12 protein-coding genes are annotated in these 17,000 nt (G+C 70.9%); 6 read left to right on the forward strand and 6 right to left on the reverse strand.

Annotation, left to right across the window (positions count from 1 at the left end; translation table 11 throughout):
• Window positions 1-107 precede the first annotated feature (107 nt).
• Together asd and ACQUST_RS12415 are read left to right on the forward strand one after the other, a co-directional pair.
• Window positions 108-1,148 (forward strand): aspartate-semialdehyde dehydrogenase, encoded by a 1,041-nt coding sequence (gene asd / locus ACQUST_RS12410; RefSeq protein ID WP_435128982.1) that lies wholly within the window; start codon window positions 108-110, stop codon window positions 1,146-1,148.
• Window positions 1,149-1,343: 195 nt separating this feature from the next.
• Window positions 1,344-2,237, forward strand: coding sequence for an aldo/keto reductase (locus ACQUST_RS12415; protein WP_435128985.1), 894 nt, complete (start codon window positions 1,344-1,346; stop codon window positions 2,235-2,237).
• A 15-nt stretch (window positions 2,238-2,252) separates the two neighbouring features.
• On the opposite strand, the gene ACQUST_RS12420 is transcribed toward ACQUST_RS12415, so the two are convergent.
• Entirely contained in the window at window positions 2,253-5,342 is a 3,090-nt protein-coding gene (locus ACQUST_RS12420) for an FAD-binding and (Fe-S)-binding domain-containing protein (protein ID WP_435128988.1), read from the reverse strand.
• Between the two features lie 207 nt (window positions 5,343-5,549).
• On the opposite strand from ACQUST_RS12420, the gene aceB reads away from it, so the two are divergent.
• Together aceB and ACQUST_RS12430 are read left to right on the forward strand one after the other, a co-directional pair.
• Window positions 5,550-6,854 carry a malate synthase AceB gene (gene aceB / locus ACQUST_RS12425; RefSeq protein ID WP_435128991.1) on the forward strand — a complete coding sequence of 435 codons (1,305 nt, stop codon included), beginning with the start codon at window positions 5,550-5,552 and terminating at the stop codon, window positions 6,852-6,854.
• Window positions 6,855-7,068: 214 nt separating this feature from the next.
• Window positions 7,069-7,287: a hypothetical protein gene (locus tag ACQUST_RS12430; RefSeq protein ID WP_435128994.1), complete on the forward strand. Its 219-nt coding sequence runs from the start codon at window positions 7,069-7,071 to the stop codon at window positions 7,285-7,287.
• Window positions 7,288-7,332: 45 nt separating this feature from the next.
• Here the strand turns inward: ACQUST_RS12430 and ACQUST_RS12435 are convergent, their stop codons facing one another.
• The 5 genes from ACQUST_RS12435 to ACQUST_RS12455 all read right to left on the reverse strand — a co-directional run bounded on the left by ACQUST_RS12435 (window position 7,333) and on the right by ACQUST_RS12455 (window position 13,833).
• Window positions 7,333-8,541, reverse strand: coding sequence for a pyridoxal phosphate-dependent aminotransferase (locus ACQUST_RS12435; RefSeq protein ID WP_435128997.1), 1,209 nt, complete (start codon window positions 8,539-8,541; stop codon window positions 7,333-7,335).
• Window positions 8,542-8,610: 69 nt separating this feature from the next.
• A complete protein-coding gene (locus ACQUST_RS12440; RefSeq protein WP_435129000.1) occupies window positions 8,611-9,030 on the reverse strand; it encodes a hypothetical protein in 420 nt (139 codons plus the stop codon).
• A 600-nt stretch (window positions 9,031-9,630) separates the two neighbouring features.
• Complete coding sequence (gene nasA / locus ACQUST_RS12445) at window positions 9,631-11,847, reverse strand: assimilatory nitrate reductase NasA (RefSeq protein ID WP_435129003.1); 2,217 nt, start codon at window positions 11,845-11,847, stop codon at window positions 9,631-9,633.
• Window positions 11,844-12,074, reverse strand: coding sequence for a hypothetical protein (locus ACQUST_RS12450; RefSeq protein WP_435129006.1), 231 nt, complete (start codon window positions 12,072-12,074; stop codon window positions 11,844-11,846). Before ACQUST_RS12450 ends, nasA begins: the two co-directional genes overlap by 4 nt.
• Complete coding sequence (locus ACQUST_RS12455; RefSeq protein WP_435129009.1) at window positions 12,067-13,833, reverse strand: nitrite/sulfite reductase; 1,767 nt, start codon at window positions 13,831-13,833, stop codon at window positions 12,067-12,069. Before ACQUST_RS12455 ends, ACQUST_RS12450 begins: the two co-directional genes overlap by 8 nt.
• 337 nt (window positions 13,834-14,170) lie before the next feature.
• Here ACQUST_RS12455 and ACQUST_RS12460 point away from each other — a divergent pair, with 337 nt between their 5' ends.
• Both ACQUST_RS12460 and ACQUST_RS12465 read left to right on the forward strand, forming a co-directional pair.
• Window positions 14,171-14,827: a class I SAM-dependent methyltransferase gene (locus ACQUST_RS12460; protein WP_435129012.1), complete on the forward strand. Its 657-nt coding sequence runs from the start codon at window positions 14,171-14,173 to the stop codon at window positions 14,825-14,827.
• A 201-nt stretch (window positions 14,828-15,028) separates the two neighbouring features.
• The gene (locus ACQUST_RS12465; RefSeq protein ID WP_435129015.1) at window positions 15,029-16,984 is read left to right on the forward strand and encodes a hypothetical protein; all 1,956 of its coding nucleotides are present in this window, start codon (window positions 15,029-15,031) and stop codon (window positions 16,982-16,984) included.
• Window positions 16,985-17,000: the final 16 nt, after the last annotated feature.

Consider the following 17,000-nt stretch of genomic DNA (forward strand, 5'->3'; position numbering starts at 1 on the left):
ATCGTCGGTGAATCCGGGTCGTCGCCGACGGACTTCGGCCGCGGCAAACCTCGCCACCCTCCCCCGAATCCGAACCGTCTTATGCACGTGTGCCTCTGTGGCACACAATGACCTACCGAGTCGGCATCCTCGGCGCCACCGGCGCCGTCGGCCAGCGATTCATCCAGCTCCTCGACGACCACCCGACGTTCGACCTCGCCTGCGTCACCGCCAGCGAAGCCAGCGCGGGCAAGACGTACCGCGACGCCGCGAAGTGGCGCGTCGACACGCCGATTCCGGACAACGTCGCCGAACTCGAAGTCCGGGAGACCGACCCCGACGCCATCCCGGACGACCTGGACCTGCTGTTCTCCTCGCTCCCCTCCGGCGTCGCCGCCGACGTCGAACCGGCGCTGTGTGAGGCCGGCTACGTCGTCTCCTCGAACTCCTCGAACGACCGGATGGCCGAGGACGTCCCGCTCACCATCCCCGAAATCAACCCCGACCACCTCGGGCTCATCGACGTCCAGCGCGACGAGCGCGGCTGGGACGGCGCGCTCATCAAGAACCCGAACTGCTCCACCATCACGATGGTGCCGACGCTCGCCGCCCTCGACGAGTTCGGGCTCGACCGCGTCCACGTCTCGACGCTGCAGGCCGTCTCCGGCGCCGGCTACTCCGGCGTCACGTCCATGGAAATCCTCGACAACGCCGTCCCGCACATCGGCGGCGAAGAGGAGAAGATGGAGACCGAGAGCCGGAAGCTGCTCGGCGAGTTCGACGGCGCGTCGTTCTCGCTGCACGAGGCGGACGTCTCCGCCTCCTGCAACCGGATTCCGACGCTCGACGGCCACCTCGAGAACGTGTTCGCCGAGCTCGACGCCGACCCGTCGGCCGCCGAGGTCCGCGACGCGCTCGCCGCCGCGCCGAGCGCCGACCTCCACTCCTCGCCCGACCAGCTCATCCACGTGTTCGGCGACGACCAGCCCGAGCGGCCGCAGCCCCGGATGGACCGGATGCGCGGCGACGGCATGCAGGTGTCCGCCGGCGGCGTCCAGACCACTCCGGACGGCGTGAAGTACAACTGCCTCGCGCACAACACGATTCGCGGCGCGGCGGGGGCCTCGCTGCTGAACGGCGAACTGCTCGCCGCCGACGGCTGGCTGTAACGACCCGGCAGCCGGCTGCTCGCTGAGTTTCGGTTCTCCCCGCCGGCACTGATTCGCCGCCGCTCGTTGCCGCCCGTTGCGCCCGTTGCCGCCCGTCGCTGCCGTCGTCGCTCGTCGTCGCGCCCGATCGCTCGTCGCCGCGCTCGACCTCTCGGCGCCGCTACCCTTTCGTCGTCGCCGCCCGAACCGTGACGCATGGAGTATCTCACCGTTCAGGGAGTGGAGATTCCGTCGCTCGGACTGGGGACGTGGCGGATGGAGGGCCCGGAGTGCCGGCGCGCCGTCTCGGACGCGCTCGATCTCGGCTACCGCCACATCGACACGGCGCAGGCGTACGGGAACGAGGCGCAGGTCGGTGACGCCATCGCCGAACGCGACGTGGACCGCGATGACCTGTTCGTCGCCACGAAACTCGACGGCGACCACCGCGCGTACGACGACGTCGTCGACGGCGTCGAGGAGAGCCTCGACAGGCTGGGGCTCGACTCGGTCGACCTGCTGTACATCCACTGGCCGAACGACGTCGCGGTGCCGGGGGTCGACTCGGTCCTCCCGGACTGGCTGGAGCTGCCGGACCGCATCAAGCCCGACGCGGCGTCCGTGTCGACCGCGGAGACGCTCGACGCGATGCAGGCGCTGCGCGAGGAGGGGAAAATCGACCACATCGGCGTCAGCAACTTCGGCGTCGACCGGCTCCGTGCCGCCCGGAAGTACGCCGACGCGCCGATTCTCGCAGACCAGGTGCAGTACCACCCGTACTGGGACCAGTCGGAGCTGCTCGACTACTGCCAGTCCGAGGACGTCCTGCTCGCCGCCTACAGCCCGCTCGCGCAGGGCGGCGTGCTGCACGACGACCGGCTCGCCCGCATCGGCCGGAAGTACGGGAAGTCGCCGGCGCAGGTGGCGCTCCGGTGGCTGCTCCAGCAGGAGCACGTCGCCACGATTCCGAAGGCGACGAGCCACGCACACCTCGAGGCGAACATGGCGGTGTTCGACTTCGAACTGACGGACGCCGAGATGCTCGCGGTCCGGCAGCCGTCGAAGCTGAAGACCGCGGTCGGGATTCTGCGCGGCCAGTCGCCGTTCTGAGGCGACCGGAGCGGCTCAGCCAGTCGGTTCGAGCGCCTCGGCCAGTTTCTCGACCGGGTGGGCCGGCCGGTCGTCGGCGCCGTCGCGGTCGCCGAGTTGCGTCCGGCAGGAGGCGCCGGGCGCGGTGGCGGTCGGGGCGTCGCTCTCGTCGACGGCGTCGAACAGCAGCGACCCGATGGCTTTCGAGAGCTCGTAGTGTTCGGACTCGTAGCCGAAACTGCCGGCCATGCCGCAGCAGGTGGTGTCGAGCGGGTCGACGTCGTAGCCGGCGCGGCGCAGCACCCCGACGGCGTGGTGGTCTTTGTTCGTCGCTTTCTGGTTGCAGTGGCCGTGGTACGCCAGCGCCTCGTCGGCGTCCGCGAAGTCGATGCGGTCGTCGGCGCGCGCAGCGTCGAGGTACTCGAGGACGCCGTAGCTCGCCGCCGAGACGGCTTCGACGCGCTCGCCCGAGAGGAGGTCGCGGTACTCGTCTTGGAACATCACGGCGTCCGACGGCTCGACGAACACGACCGCGGCGCCGTCGTCGACGTGCGGGGCGAGCGCCGCGACGTTCTGCTCGGCGCGGTCGCGCGCGACGTCGAGGAAGCCGCCGGAGAACGCCGCGCGGCCCGACGGCGCGAGGTCGTCGAGCAGTTCGACGCGGACGTCGGCCGCCTCCAGCACCTCGACGGCGGCGATGCCGACCTCGGGCGCGCTGTAGTTCGTGTACGTGTCCGCGAACAGCACGACCGTCGCTTCGGCGTCGGCTTCGGAGACGGCCGGGCCGCCGCGCGCCTCGAACCGGTCGCGGAACGTGTCGCGGGTGAACGTCGGCAGGTCGCGGTCGGCGGCGACGCCGAGCACTCGCTCCATCGCCCACCGCGCGCCGGGAATCTTCGTCGCGGCGTTCGACAGCGGCGCGAGCGCGGAGCCGACTCGGCTCGCCGCGTCGATGTTCGCGAACAGCCGTTCGCGGAGCCCGGCGCCGCGCTCCTCGTGGTGCTGGTGTTTCACCTCGGCTTTCAGTTTCGCGAGGTCGACGCCGGTCGGGCAGTCCGACTGGCAGCCCTTACAGCCGACGCAGAGCCCGAGCACCTCCTCTTGGAACCGGTCGGAGTGGAGTTCGCCGTCGTCGAGGTCGCCCGAGATGGCGGCGCGCAGCATGTTCGCGCGGCCGCGCGTCGCCTGCATCTCCTCGTTCGAGGCGCGGTACGTCGGGCACATCACGTCGCCGCGGGTCTGCCGGCAGGTGCCACAGCCGTTGCACAGCTCGACGAGGTGGGAGAAGCCGCCCTCCTCGGAGAAGTCCAGTTCGCTCTGCGGCTCGACGGACTGGTAGTCGGCGCCGTACCGGAGGTGGTCGCGCATGTCGGTGTCGGCGGCGGTCTCCGGGTAGCCGCGCGCCGCCGCGGTCTCCTCGTCGACGTAGACCACCTTCCCGGGGTTCAGCCGCCAGTCCGGGTCGAACGTCGACTTGAGCTCCTGGAACGCGCCCCACAGCGTCTCGCCGTACATCTTCGGATTGAACTCGGTCCGGGCGAGCCCGTCGCCGTGTTCGCCGGAGAACGAGCCGTGGTGCTCCAAGACGAGGTCCGTCACGTCGTCGGCGATGCCGTGCATCGTCTCGATGCCCTGCTCGTCTTTCAGCGAGAGAATCGGGCGGATGTGGAGCGTCCCGGCGCCGGCGTGCGCGAAGTACGCCGCCGACGTGTCGTGGTCGTCGAGCACCGCCTCGAACTGCTGGACGTACTCGGCCAGTTCGGCCGGCGGCACCGACGCGTCCTCGATGAACGGGTACGGCTTCGCGTCGCCCTCCAGGCTCATCAGCAGCGGAATCGCCGCCTTCCGGAGCTTCCAGAGGTCGGCCTGGTCCGACTCCGAGTACGCTTCGAGCACGTCGAAGGCGTCGCCGTCGTCGACGAAGCGCGCCGTGGTGTCCGCGACGGCCGCCTCGAAGTCGGCTCGGCCCCTCGGCTCGTCCCCGCCGTCGTCCGCGTCGCCGTCGCGGTCGGCGGGCGGGACCGTCTCGGAGTCCCACTCCAGCATCAGGGCCGCGGCGGTGCCGTCAGGAATCGGCTCCTCGTACTGGGCGTACTCGGCGGACTCGCGGGCGAGCCGGAACACCTCGGCGTCCATCAGTTCCACGGCCGAAACCGGGTACTCCAGCGCCTCCGGGACGGCCCGCATCGCGTCGACGAGGTCGTCGAAGCAGTACAGCGCCAGCGCGGTGCTGTCCGGGCGCGTGACGAGCGACAGCGTCGCCGAGACGATGACGCCGAGGGTGCCTTCGGCGCCGACGAACAGCTTGCTGAGGTTGATGACGTCGTCGCCGTCGTCGTTCTCGTAGACGACCTTGTGGAGGTTGTAGCCGGAGACGGAGCGTTTCAGCGTCGGGTAGCGCGCCTCGATTTCGTCGTCGTGTTCCTCGACGAGGCCGCGGACCGTCTCGTAGATGGCGGCTTCGCGGCCGTCGCCGGCGACGACGTCGTCCCACTCGTCGGAGTCGAGGACGACCTCGCGGGTGTGGATGAGCGAGCCGTCGGGCAGCACGACGTCGAGCTCCTCGGTGTAGGCGTCGCTGATGCCGTACCGGACCGAGTGCGCGCCGGTGGAGTTGTTGCCGAGGCCGCCGCCGACCGTGGCGCGGGCCGACGACGCCGGGTCGGGCGCGAACTTCAGGCCGTGGTCGGCGAGGCGGTCGTCGAGGTGGTCCTGGACGACGCCGGGCTGCACCGTCGCGCGGCGGGCCTCCGGGTCGACGTCGAGGATGTCGTCCATGTGCCGCGAGCAGTCGAGGACGACGCAGCCGGGGCCGACCGTCTGTCCGGCGAGCGACGACCCGGCGCCGCGCGGGAGCACCGGGACGTCGTGGTCGGCGGCGACGTCGACCGCCGCCCGGACGTCGTCGGTGTCTTTCGGGCAGACGACGCCCGCCGGGCGCGCCCCGTAGATGCTTCCGTCCGTCGCGTACAGCACCTGCGCGTACTCGTCGAACTGAACCTCGCCGGCGACGCGGTCGCGGAGGTCGGCCGCGAGCGCCGCGTACGCCGACACGTCCGGCCGGTCGTGTCCGAGCGACGCGGCCGACGTGTCCCACCGTGCCGTCTCTCCGTCCTCGGCAGCCATACCAGTCTCCAAGGAACAATCATGTAAAAATCTTCGTTGCGGCGCAATCGACGCTCTCGTCCGATTCCAGCGCGCCCCGCTCCGGCCCGCTGCCCGGCCGCCGGTACTTGAGTGAATCGGTGGTGTGCGACGGACGGCGACAGGCGGGAAAACTGCGTCTATTATCAACGTTTATGATGAATCCGGCCGAACCCGCGACTGACCGATATGAGTACGGAACGACACTACGAGCGCGAGTTCGTTCGGACGTTCTTCACCTCGCCGACGGCGGTGCAGGGCGAAGACGACACGGCGAAGATGATTCGGAGCGCGGCCGGCCTCCGCGGCATGCAGGCGCCCGACGTCTGGGTGCCGGACAACGAGGACGCGACGGCGCCGTCGATGCGCGACGAGGGCGTCCGGAACATCGTCGACGTCGTCTCCGAACACGGCGCCGACTTCCCCGGCGAGATTCACCCGCGCGTCGTCTGGCACCGCGACAGCCCCACGACGCGCTACTCCGGATTCCAGCAGATTCTGGAGATCGCTGACCCCGACAACGGCGCCGTCGACCACATCGACGGCTTCGTCATCCCGGAGGTCGGCGACCTCGACGACTGGAAGAAGGCCGACGAGTTCATCACCATCGTCGAACACGAGCACGGACTCGAGGAGGGAAGCCTCTCGATGTCCGTCATCATCGAGAGCGGCGAAGCCGAACTCGCGATGGGGAACCTCCGCGAGGAGATGGGGAAGCCGTCGAACAACCTCGAACGGCTGTTCCTGCTGGTGGACGGCGAGGTCGACTACACGAAGGACATGCGTGCGATGACGCCGACCGGCGAACTGCCGCCGTGGCCCGAACTCCGCCACAACACGTCCCGCGGCGCCAGCGCCGCCGGCCTCATCGCCGTCGACGGCCCGTTCGACGACATCCGCGACATCGACGGCTACCGCACCCGGATGCAGGAGAACCGCGCGAAGGGGATGACCGGCATCTGGTCGCTCACGCCGGCGCAGGTGAAGGAAGCGAACACGGCGCCGCTGCCACCCCAGACCGGCCGCTGGCTCCTCGACGTCGACGGCGACGAAGTCGAACTGGATGCTGTCGACGGCAAGCAGGTGTACGACGGCGACGACCTCTCGCTCCGGGAGACCGGCGACGGCTACGTGCTCAGCGTCGGCGGCGACGAGCGCGAACTCGACGAGGACGAACTCCGCGAGGAGCTGCTCGACATGACCGCGTACGTGCCGAGCCTCGACGACATCGTCGACTCCATGGAGGAGTTCGAGGCGGCCAAGGAGGCCGGGAAGGGCGCCATCGCGATGACGCAGGCGGCGACCCTCGAAATCGACGGCGTCGACGTCGACCTGCAGAAGGACCGCATGTGGGACGAGGCGACGTACCAGGCGGCGCAGACGCCGATTACGCTGTTCCAGGACGTCTACGAGCACCGCCCCGACCAGCACGACGACCTCGCAGAGCGGTACAGCGAGGACGTCGTCGAGCGCGCGATGAACGTCGGGAACTGAGACGCGGCGCGCACGGCCGCTCGGCATCGCACCCGACTCTCGCCCGGCGCTCGCCGCGTTTCCCGTTCGTTTTCTTCGCTTCGTATCCGTCCGCCGAACGGTGCCCGAGATCTTCGGTGACGGCGCGTACTGACGAGCGCTGCGGACGCTGCCAGCCCTGCCGGCTGCTGCGACCCCGAGGTAGGCTTATGCCCGTCGGCGCGAATCGGACCGCATGGACCGGTACGTCTCGATGCCGCTGTTCGGCTACGTCTCGGTGTTCGGCGTCGTGTTCGCGCTCGGCGGGTTCGAGGGCGTGTCGCCGCTGTCGACGCTGCTCGCGTTCCTCATCGGGGCCGGCGGCGTGTTCGGCATCGTCGCCGGCATCTCGTTCGGCCGCGGCTACCGCGACAGCGACGACGCCGACCGCGACGAGGCGTCCGCGGAGAACTGAGCGTCGCGTCGGTGACTGCGCGCTCGCCGCTTCGGCCGCCGCGGCTCAGAGTCCGTCGAGGACGGCTCCGAACGCCGCCAGCGCCCGCTCCGACTCCGCCGCGTCGCCTCCGAGCGACACCCTGGCGCCGTCGGGGGCGCCGAAGAACCGCCCCGGGACGACGAGCACGCCGGCGTCCCAGGCCGCCCGCGCGACCTCGTCGCCGTCCGCGGTGTCGTGCCGGAGGAGCCCGAACGGCGAGCCGTCGGGGACGGGGCCGGTCAGGTCGTCGCGGCCGGCGACGAACTCCGCCAGCAGCCCGTGGTTCGAGACACAGCGCTTCCTGGACTCCGCGACCAGGTCGTCGCGGTTGGCGAACAGCCGCTTCGCGAGCGCGACGCTGGGCTCGGCGACCGCCGGGACGTGCGCCTCGACGGCGCGGGCGCACTCGGCGAACTCCGGCGGGGCGACGAGCCAGCCGATTTTCAGTCCGCCGAGGCCGTGGAACTTCGTCAGCGACCCCGTCACGACCGTCGACGGCAACCCGGCCGCGGTCGGGCCGCCGAAGCCGCGGCCGTCGACCGGTTCGGCGGTGTACGGCGCGTACACCTCGTCGACGAGCAGGTAGCCCTCGTGGTCGGCGACGACCCCCGCCACGTCCGCGAGGTCGTCGCGCGATTCGAGCCGCCCGGTCGGGTTGTGCCTGTTCGTGACGGTGACGTGCGCGATCTCCTCGGACCCGGCGGCGACGACGGCGTTTTCGACCCGGTCCGGGAGGAGTTCGGCCTCGGGGGCGGGCCGCCGGAACCGTTCGACGCGCGCGCCGAGCGCCCGCGGCAGTTCCACCAGCGGCTCGTACCCCGGCGCCTCGACGAGCGCTCGCGGCCCGGATTCGTCCTCGTCGCCGCCGGCGTCTCGGCCGGTGCGGGCGCCGCCGGCGGAGTCGTCGGTTCCGGTGTCCGCTCCGCCGACTTCGGCGTCCGCGGCAGCTGCGCAGCCGTCGTCGAGCGTGTAGGCCGTCGCCGCGGCGACGAAGTTCGCGTGGGTCGCGCCCGCCGTGACGACGACCCGGTCTTCGGCGACGCCGTATTCGTCGGCGACGAGCGCGGCGAGCGACGCGTCGCCGGCCGGCGCGTCGAGTCCGGCGAGCCGCGGCGGGACCGGCTCCGCGCCGTCGGGCGTCTCCGCCAGCCGAAGGTCGCTCGTGCCGAGGTCGTAGTCGGCTGCGGCCGGCCGGCCGTCGATCCATTCGAGGTACGCCAGCGGCGGGAACATACCGCGAGGTTCACCGCGCCACGCAAAAACGCATCCCTCCCGTGTCGCGGCCGCGCCGTCGACCCTCGGTCAGTCGTCGTCGCCGGCGCGGTCAGCCTGTTCGCCGCCGTCGGAGTCGGCCGCTGGGCTCCCAGCGCCCGCTTCGTCGCCGTCGGCGGCCCGCTCCCCCGTCCGGAGGTCGGGGTTCAGGTCGCGCTCGATGGCGGCGACGCGGTCGTCGAGGTCGTCGAGTCGGCGCTCCTGTTCGACGTCGACGGCGAACAGCAGTTTCGCGACCCGGTCGGGGTACAGATGCGCCGCGCCTGCGTCGGTGGTTTCGCCGGCGGCGTCGCGGGCGTCGGCCGTGGTGTCGGCGTCGCTGTGGAGGCCGACGTACTCGAACAGCCGGTCGAAGCGCCGCTGGTCGGGCGCGGACAGTTCGTCCCGGAACGACTGCCACGCCGATTCGAGGCGTCCGCGGAGGTCGGCGACGGATGGATTCGTGGGCATCACTGCCAGTGACGGCCGGACAGGGCTTCAAAGCGAGCCACGCGCGCGGCGGAAGTGAAAGTGGTCCGTGTCGCCTCGTCGCGTTCAGTTCGCCGAAGCGGCTTGTGAACACATACCAATCGCTTTTGTCGGGGCGGGCTGTTCGTCCGCCGATGGCGACGAGCCGCGATGAGATGGCTCGGCGGATGCGCGCACAGTTTCACGTTCCGGTCTGCCGGACGCGGACCGAAGGGGACTGCGCGTCTCGGCCGCGGCTTCCGGAGCGACGAGGCGTCACGCCGACCGAGAGCGACGACCGGACGCATCAGGCGGTGAAAGCGGCGACAGCGACCGCCAGCCGTCACGGAGCCGGAGCGGGCGGCTGACGTTCGACGGCGGACGACCGACGACGGACGTGTCTGTCCACAGTCGGTACCCTGAAATCAGTCGGTTCTGTACGGGTCGGTACAGTGCCGGGCACCCACCCGCGCTGTGCGCATTCCGGTGCCGCCGGCTTCGGCCGCGCGTCCGTCACCACAGGGGCGGGCGCACACCCACGTCGCCCAGAGGGGCTGCCGAAGCGCGGCGAACACACCGCTTCTCCGAGCGAAGAGCCGTTGGTCAGTCGTCGGCGTTCGCGCCGCGCTTCGTCACCAGTTCCGACTCCGTCGGCGTCGCGGAGAGCCGGACGGCACACTGCTTGTAGTTCGGCTCGTCCGACCGCGGGTCGGTCTCCGGCACGGTGAGTTCGTTCGTCCGCGGGTGGTGAATCGGGAGCCACACCATCCCCTCCGGGATTGCGTCGTCGGCCTCGACGCGGACCGGAACCGCGGCGCGCCGCGACTCGACCACCGCCGTCCCGTCCTCGTCGCTCAGCCGCTCCGCGGTCTCCGGGTGCACCCGGCAGCGAACCGGGCCGTGGTCCGACCCGGCGTCCGTCCCGGAGACGGAGTCCGGGGCATCGACGCCGTGCGTCTCCACGTCAGGGTCGACGGCCGGACCGTCCTCTCGGTCCGCGCTGCCGTCCGCGTCCGCGGAACCGCCCGCGTCGTCCCCGCCGTCTCTGGTACGGGACCGAATCCCGGTGTTGTAGCCGTCGGATTCGCGGGCGGTGGTCAGCGTGAGCGGGTACCGGTCGTCGGTCGGCTCCGGGAGCGGGTCGCCGTCGCCCGCCGAGAACCGCGCCGCCCCGGACGGCGTCTCGAACGACCAGCCGTCGCCGTCGACGTAGCGGTACGCCGTGCTCGACGCGGCGTCCGGCGCGGGCCAGCGCACCGCGGTTTCGTCGTCGAGCCGGTCGTAGCTGATGCCGGAGAGGTCCGCCGGGGTGCCCGCCGTCAGCGCCGCGAGTTCGTCGAACAGCCCCGCCGGCGTCGTCGTCTCGAACAGCCCCGGGACGACGCGCGCGGCGACGGTCGTGATGACGTCGAGGTCCGTCCGGACGCCCGACGGCAGGTCGGTCGCCGCACGGACCCGCGACACCGTTCGCTCCATGTTTATCGCCGTCCCCTCGGATTCACCCCACGTCGCCGCCGGCAGCACGACGTCTGCGTGCTCGACGGTCTCGGTGCGGAAGCCGTCCTGGACGACGAGGAAGGCGTCGTCGAGCCGGCGTTTCGCGGCGGTCGCGTCGGGGAGGCCGGCGACGGGGTTCGTCGCGACCGCCCAGACGGCCGACACCGGGCCGTCGTCGACGGCGTCGACGAGACCGACCGGTCCGGGGCCGGCGTCGTCGGGGAGCCGGTTGACCGGGACTCCCCACGCGTCCGCGACGACGCGGCGCTCGTCCGGGTCGATGAACGACCGGTGGCCGGGCCACGTCCCCTTCGCGGAGCAGACGCGGGTGCCCATCGAGTTCGCCTGCCCGGTCAGCGAGAACGGCCCGGAGCCGCCGCCGAGGTTCCCGGAGGCGAGACAGAGGTCGACGAGCGCGCCGGCGGTCGCGGTGCCTCGGACGCTCTGGTTCACACCCATCCCCCAGTACAGCAGCGTGTCGTCGCAGAGCGCGTCCACGAGGCCGTCGACGACGGACATCGAGACGCCGGCGTCGCGGGCGGCCGACTCCGCCGCGGGCAGCCGTTCGGTGAGCGCGGCGAAGCCGGTGGTGGCGGCCGCGACGAACTCCCGGTCGACGTCGCCGCGGTCGACGAGGCGAGCGAGCACGGCCCGCGCGAGCGCGAGGTCGCCGCCGGGGTCGGGGGCGACGTGGGCGTCGGCGCGCTCGGCGGTCTCGGACTCGACGGGGTCGACGACGACGAGCCGGCTGCCGTCGGCCTCGGCGCTCTCGGCGATCCAGCGGAACATGACTGGGTGAGCGACCGCCGGGTTCGCGCCCCAGACGAGGTGCGTCTCCGCCTCTGGGATGTCGTCGTAGGTGCACGGCGGCGCGTCGCTCCCGAAGGCGTCGTAGTAGGCGGCGACGGCGCTCGCCATGCACAGCGTCGTGTTCGCGTCGTAGTACCGGGTGCCGAAGCCGCCGCGCGCGAGCTTCCCGAGCGCGTACGCCGCCTCGTTGGTCTGCTGGCCGCTCCCGAGCACCGCGACCGAGTCCGGGTCGCGTTCGAGCCGCGCCCGGAACTCCTCGGCGACGCGGGCCAGCGCGACGTCCCACGTCGTCGCCAGCAGCTCTCCGTCTTCGCGGACGAGCGGCTGCGTCAGCCACTCGCCGTCCGGGTCGGCGCTCTCGCGGATGCCGCGGCTGCACGCCAGGCCGTTGTTCACGGGGTGTGAGACGTCGCCGCGGACCGCCGCGACGCCGTAGCCGCTGTCGACGCCGCGCTGGACGTGGCCGCAGCCGACCGCACAGCGCATGCATGTCGTCGGCACCGGGGCGGTCACGCGTCACCGCCTCCGCACCGGTCGCGGTCGTCGGCCGCGGATTCGCCGTCCGTGGCTGGAGTGTCGGCGTCAGCCGCAGCGGCCGGAGCCATCAGTTCGGGCGCGGCGTCCATCGGCGCCACCGACGTCCGGGACGAACGCCGCGTCCGTGATTCGGTCGCGGCGTCGACCACCGAGTCAGTTCCCGCTTTAGTCGCCGTCGCGGTCGCCGGGTCGCCGTCAGTCATCGCTCTGAATCGGGGTGCCGTCGGGCGTCGTCGGCGCCGGGCTCTCGTCGTCCGCGAACGGGTACCACGACTGTTTCGCGTCGGTGAGACACGGGTCGTCGTACGTCGTCTCCTCCGGCTCGGCCAGCTCGATGATGGTCTCGTGGCCGGTCGCGTCGACCCACTCGCGGAACGTCTGGCCGTCCTCCCGGAGCGCCGCGAACGCCTCGACGAGGTTCCGCAACATTCCGGGGACCTCGTCGGCCGGGACGCGCTGGCGGACCCACTCGATGAACGTCGGGTCCGCGCCGATACCGCCGCCGACGCCGACGTCCATCGCCTCCACCATCTCGCCGTCCTTCCGGGCGCGCATCCCCTGCAGGCCGATGTCCGCGGTCATCGCCTGCCCGCAGTCGGCGGTGCAGCCCGAGAAGTGAATCTTGAGTTGGGACACGTCGCTCGGCGCGTCGACGTTCGCGCGGAGCCACCGCAGCATCACCGCCATCCGGGTCTTCGTCTCGGTGAGCGCGAGCGAGCAGAACTCCGTTCCGGTGCACGCCATCGACCCGCGGGTGAACAGGTCCGGGTCCGGGCTGTGGGTCTCCAAGAGCGGCTCGTCGAGCAGCGCGTCCAGTTTGGCCTCCGGGACGTCCATGATGAGCGGGTTCTGCCGGCGCGTGAGCCGAACCTCGCCGGAGCCGTACTCGTCGGCGAGGTCCGCCAGTTCGATGGCTTCCTCCGCGGGCATCCGGCCGACCGGGACGCTCAGGCCGACGTAGTACGCGCCGTCTCCCTGCTCGTGGACGCCGACGTGGTCGTGTTTCCCGTGGCTCTCGTGTTTGCCGGCGTTGTAGGTGTACTCCTCGCGGAGGTCGGTGCCGGCGTGCGCCAGGTCGAAGTCGACGCGGTCCGCGAGCGCCTCGCGGATGTCGTCGGTCCCCCAGTCGTCGACGAAGAACCGGGCGCGGTTCTTGCTGCGGTTCTCGCGGTTCCCCTCGTCGTGGTACAGTTCGACGAACGCCCGGACGACGTCGTAGGCGCGGTCGGTGTCGACGAACACGTCGAGCGGGCGGGCGCGGCGCGGCTCGCGGCCGCCGAGGCCACCGCCGACGCGGACGTTGAACCCCTTGACCGCGTCGCCGTCGCGGAGCTTCTTCGCCGGTTCGAGCGCGACGTCGTTGATGGAGTCCTGCGCGCAGCCCTCCCGGCAGCCGGTCACGGAGATGTTGAACTTCCGCGGCATGTTCGCGAGCGCGTCGTCGCCGCGGAGGTCGGACTGCAGCCGATCGAGCAGCGGCCGCGTCTCGACGAACTCGTCGGCGTCGGCGCCGGCGACCGGGCAGCCCGAGATGTTCCGCATCGCGTCGCCGCCGGCCGAGCGCGTGCTGACGCCGACCGACTCCAGTTTCTCCCAGACGGCCGGGACATCTTCGAGGTTCAGCCAGTGGAGCTGAACCGACTGCCGCGTCGTGAAGTCGACCCAGCCGTTCCCGAACTCGGGGTTGTCGGCCGGGCCGGTGGCGTAGTCGCGCGCGACCTCGCCGATGGCGCGGAGCTGCCCCGGTTCGAGCACGCCGCCGCAGTTCGTGAGCCGGAGCATGAAGTAGCTCTCCTGGCCGCTGCGCTGGTGGAACACCCCCCAGAACTTGAACCGCGAGAACCACTCGTCGCGCTCCTCCTCGGGAATCGAGTCCCAGCCCTCGGCCGCGAACTCCAGCAGTTTCTCCCGTACCTCGTCGCCGTACAGCTCCTCCTTCCAGTGTTCTTTTTTGTGTACCATGGTGGTAGGTCGGCGTATCTGCCCCGTGTTTCTCCAGTTTCCTGGCGAAACGGTCCGTGCTTCACGTACACACGACCCACAACACGTGAAAAGAACTGCGTGTAAACGTCCACTAATACGCCGAAAGAACTAGCCTTCTTGGATGCTACTTCCTGAATTGCGCCGAACTAAGGAATTAATATCCGCATCTCTCCGGAAGAAGCGGGGATTTCCTGAGTACCAAGAATTCCGGTGGCCTGTATCGCGCCGCAGCGGCCGGCGTCGATGCGGCTCGTCGACTCGGTCACGTCGCGGCGGTGCCGAAGCAACTATCCGCACGAGCGGCGTCGCTGCCGACGTGGACGCCCCCGATATCCGGAAGGAGTGGGCGGGACGCACCGGCGAATACTCACCGGAGTACTACGACTACAAGGGCCCGGACGAGACCAGCGAGCGGCTCGGAGCGATACTCGACGACCACGTCGACAGCGACGCCGCGGTGCTGGAACTGGGCTGCGGGCCCGGCCGGCACCTCGCGCACCTCCACGGCGCCGGCTACCGCGACCTCCACGGCGTCGAAATCAACGGGGACGCCATCGACGTGCTTCGGGAGTCGTCCCCGGCGCTCGCCGCCGACGGGACGTTCCACGTCGGCACCATCGAGGAGTTCGTCGCCGACGCCCCCGACGACCGCTACGACGTCGTCTACTCCGTCGAGACCCTCCAGCACCTCCACCCCGACTCGGCGTGGGCGTTCGCGGACGTCGCCAGAGTCGCCGCCGAGCGCATCGTCACCGTCGAGAACGAGTCTGAAGCCCCGGCCGACGACGCGGCCAGCGGCGACAGCCGCGACGACGGCAGCGACGCCGACCCGTCGGTGAACTACGTGGACGACGGCCTCCCGCTGTACTACCGGAACTGGCGAGACGTCTTCTCGGGCGTCGGCGCCGAACAGATTCACTCCGAGGAACTCCGCCGAGACACGCTGCGGGTGTTTCGCGCGCCGGACGCGTAGCGTCGTGGCGGCGACGGAGCCGGTACGGCGGAGCGGCCTGGCTCTGCGCTTCTTCTCTCGTCACGACTCGCTGAAACGTAGCTGCCTGCGTCGATGGCGCGCCGCTCGGCGCTGCGTGCCGTGCCGGATATCGTTGCCGTACTGTAACTAAGAATTTATGCTCAACTGTTTTGAGGGTGTGTGTATCAGTGTGAGTCGAGGATGTCAACCGAACCGAACGGGTCGACGGTCGCGTGGGGCGCGGCGGGGGTTCCGCTGCTCGTCGCACTCGTCCAGACCCTGCTCGCGCTCTTCGGCTACTCGACTAGCTCCGCCGGGCTCGAACCGGTCGCCGACCCGATTCTGTCGGTTCCGGTGCTGTTTCAGGCGGCCGTCGTGTTCAAGGATAGCTCCGCGCTGGTGATGGCGCTGTTCCTGCTCATCGTCGCCGCGTGGGCGGCGCAGGGCGTCGCGATGCTGCTGTTCGACCACCGCGAAGCCGCCTACGGCACCGCGACGCTGTCGGCCGTGCTGTTCTTCGCGCTCTTTTTCGGCGTGTACGCGCCGCTGCTGAGCCGGGACGTCCCCGCGCTGCAGCTCGCCGGCTTCTTCGCGGTCCCGGTCGTCGCCGCCGCCCTGCAGCTGTACGCCGTGCGGAGCTACCGCTGGAACGACGTCGTACTGGAGGAGACCAGCGGCGAACTCGGCCGGCTCAAGACCGAACTCGACGACCTCCGGTCGACGTTCGAGGCCGGCTACGAGAGCCGGTTCGACGGCCTCGACGACCTCGAAACCGTCGCGCCCGAGGGGACGAAGGCGGTCCGCGAGGGCGCCGCGTCGTTCCGCGACCGGCTCGACGACGTCGAAGCGGACATCGCGGAGTGCCAGCGGCTCACGGACGGCGAGGAGGCGCGGACGCGACGCGCCGCCATCGAGGAGCGGCTGGAGTCGCTGTCGGCGGAGCGCCGGCTCGACGAACTCGACGAGGAGTTCGCGCGGCGGCTGACGAGCGGGCTCCGGACGGAGTTCGGGAAGACGACGGTACGGTCGCGGTACGGCGACGAGTACAGCCTCGTGAACCTCCCGACGCGGTTCCGCGAAGTGTCGCTGCCGAACCGCGACGGCGGCGTCCACATCGACCACGTCGCCGACGAACTCGTGGCGCTCGCCGACGAGAGCGACACGTACGCCGAGGTCGCCGCCGCCGTCGACGCCGTCGACCAGCACCGCTCGGACCTCCGGACGTACGTCGACGAACACGAGTCCGCGGTCGCGGACGCCGTCGAGCGCGCCGAACAGCAGGCGTCGACCGCGGAGTCACAGGTCGACTCGCTCGACGTCCCGTTCGCCGACCGCGTCGCGGACGTGTTCGTGGACGGCCGCGACGCCGACGCCGGCGGCGTCCGCAGCGTCAGAACCGGCGTCGAAGAGGCGAAGGAGGCGCTCCACGACTGCCGGTTCGAGGAGGCGGAAGACCGGGCCGAGGAGGCGGCGACGCTCGCCGCACGGCTCGTCTCCGCCGTCGAGTTCGTCGGGTCGCTGCGCGCGAGCATCGACAACCGCCACGAGTCGGTGTCGGTCCCGTCCGGCGTCGCCGACGAGTACGTCGAGACGCTGCTCCCGGCGATTCAGGCGGGCTACGACGACGTCTCGGTGACGTACGACGACGCCGCGCGGGCACTCCGGTTCGACTACCCCGCGGCGTCCGCGTCGACGCCGACCCGTTCGACAGACTCCGACGCCGGGTCCGGTGACGCCGCGGACGACGCCGACTCCGCGCGCTCGACCGATTCGTCCTCGTCGTCTTCGTCGTCGGCCTCTGCGTCTCCGTCAACGTCGTCGACGCCGGGGTCGTCGCCGTCGTCCCGCGAGCGCGTGCCGCCGCCCGAGGAGGTCGTCGACGAGGTGCTGTACGCGCTGCGGGACTTCCAGCGCGACGTCGACGACGACGGCGACGTCGTCCAGTACAACGTCGAGGCGCTCCCCGAGTCCGTCGCGACCCGGCCGGTGCTGGTGAACCTCGAACGGTTCGCGAGCAGACAGAGCGACCTGTTCGACGCCGTCGACCTGCAGAGCCCGGAGCCGCCGGGGTTCATCGAGTTCACGACGGCGGACGGCGTCTCCGCGTCGCGGGCGCTCGAACGGACCCATCAGCGATTCCGCGAGAAGTACACCTAACTCCCCCGAATCACAC

The organism is Halobaculum sp. D14 (assembly GCF_051195135.1).
In the GTDB taxonomy this organism is placed as follows: domain Archaea; phylum Halobacteriota; class Halobacteria; order Halobacteriales; family Haloferacaceae; genus JBNTKA01.

Coding starts and splice junctions, on each gene's coding strand:
- asd (WP_435128982.1), top strand. CDS start 108: ATGACCTACCGAGTCGGCATCCTCGGCGCCACCGGCGCCGTCGGCCAG.
- ACQUST_RS12415 (WP_435128985.1), top strand. CDS start 1,344: ATGGAGTATCTCACCGTTCAGGGAGTGGAGATTCCGTCGCTCGGACTG.
- ACQUST_RS12420 (WP_435128988.1), bottom strand. CDS start 5,342: ATGGCTGCCGAGGACGGAGAGACGGCACGGTGGGACACGTCGGCCGCG.
- aceB (WP_435128991.1), top strand. CDS start 5,550: ATGAGTACGGAACGACACTACGAGCGCGAGTTCGTTCGGACGTTCTTC.
- ACQUST_RS12430 (WP_435128994.1), top strand. CDS start 7,069: ATGGACCGGTACGTCTCGATGCCGCTGTTCGGCTACGTCTCGGTGTTC.
- ACQUST_RS12435 (WP_435128997.1), bottom strand. CDS start 8,541: ATGTTCCCGCCGCTGGCGTACCTCGAATGGATCGACGGCCGGCCGGCC.
- ACQUST_RS12440 (WP_435129000.1), bottom strand. CDS start 9,030: ATGCCCACGAATCCATCCGTCGCCGACCTCCGCGGACGCCTCGAATCG.
- ACQUST_RS12450 (WP_435129006.1), bottom strand. CDS start 12,074: ATGACTGACGGCGACCCGGCGACCGCGACGGCGACTAAAGCGGGAACT.
- ACQUST_RS12455 (WP_435129009.1), bottom strand. CDS start 13,833: ATGGTACACAAAAAAGAACACTGGAAGGAGGAGCTGTACGGCGACGAG.
- ACQUST_RS12465 (WP_435129015.1), top strand. CDS start 15,029: ATGTCAACCGAACCGAACGGGTCGACGGTCGCGTGGGGCGCGGCGGGG.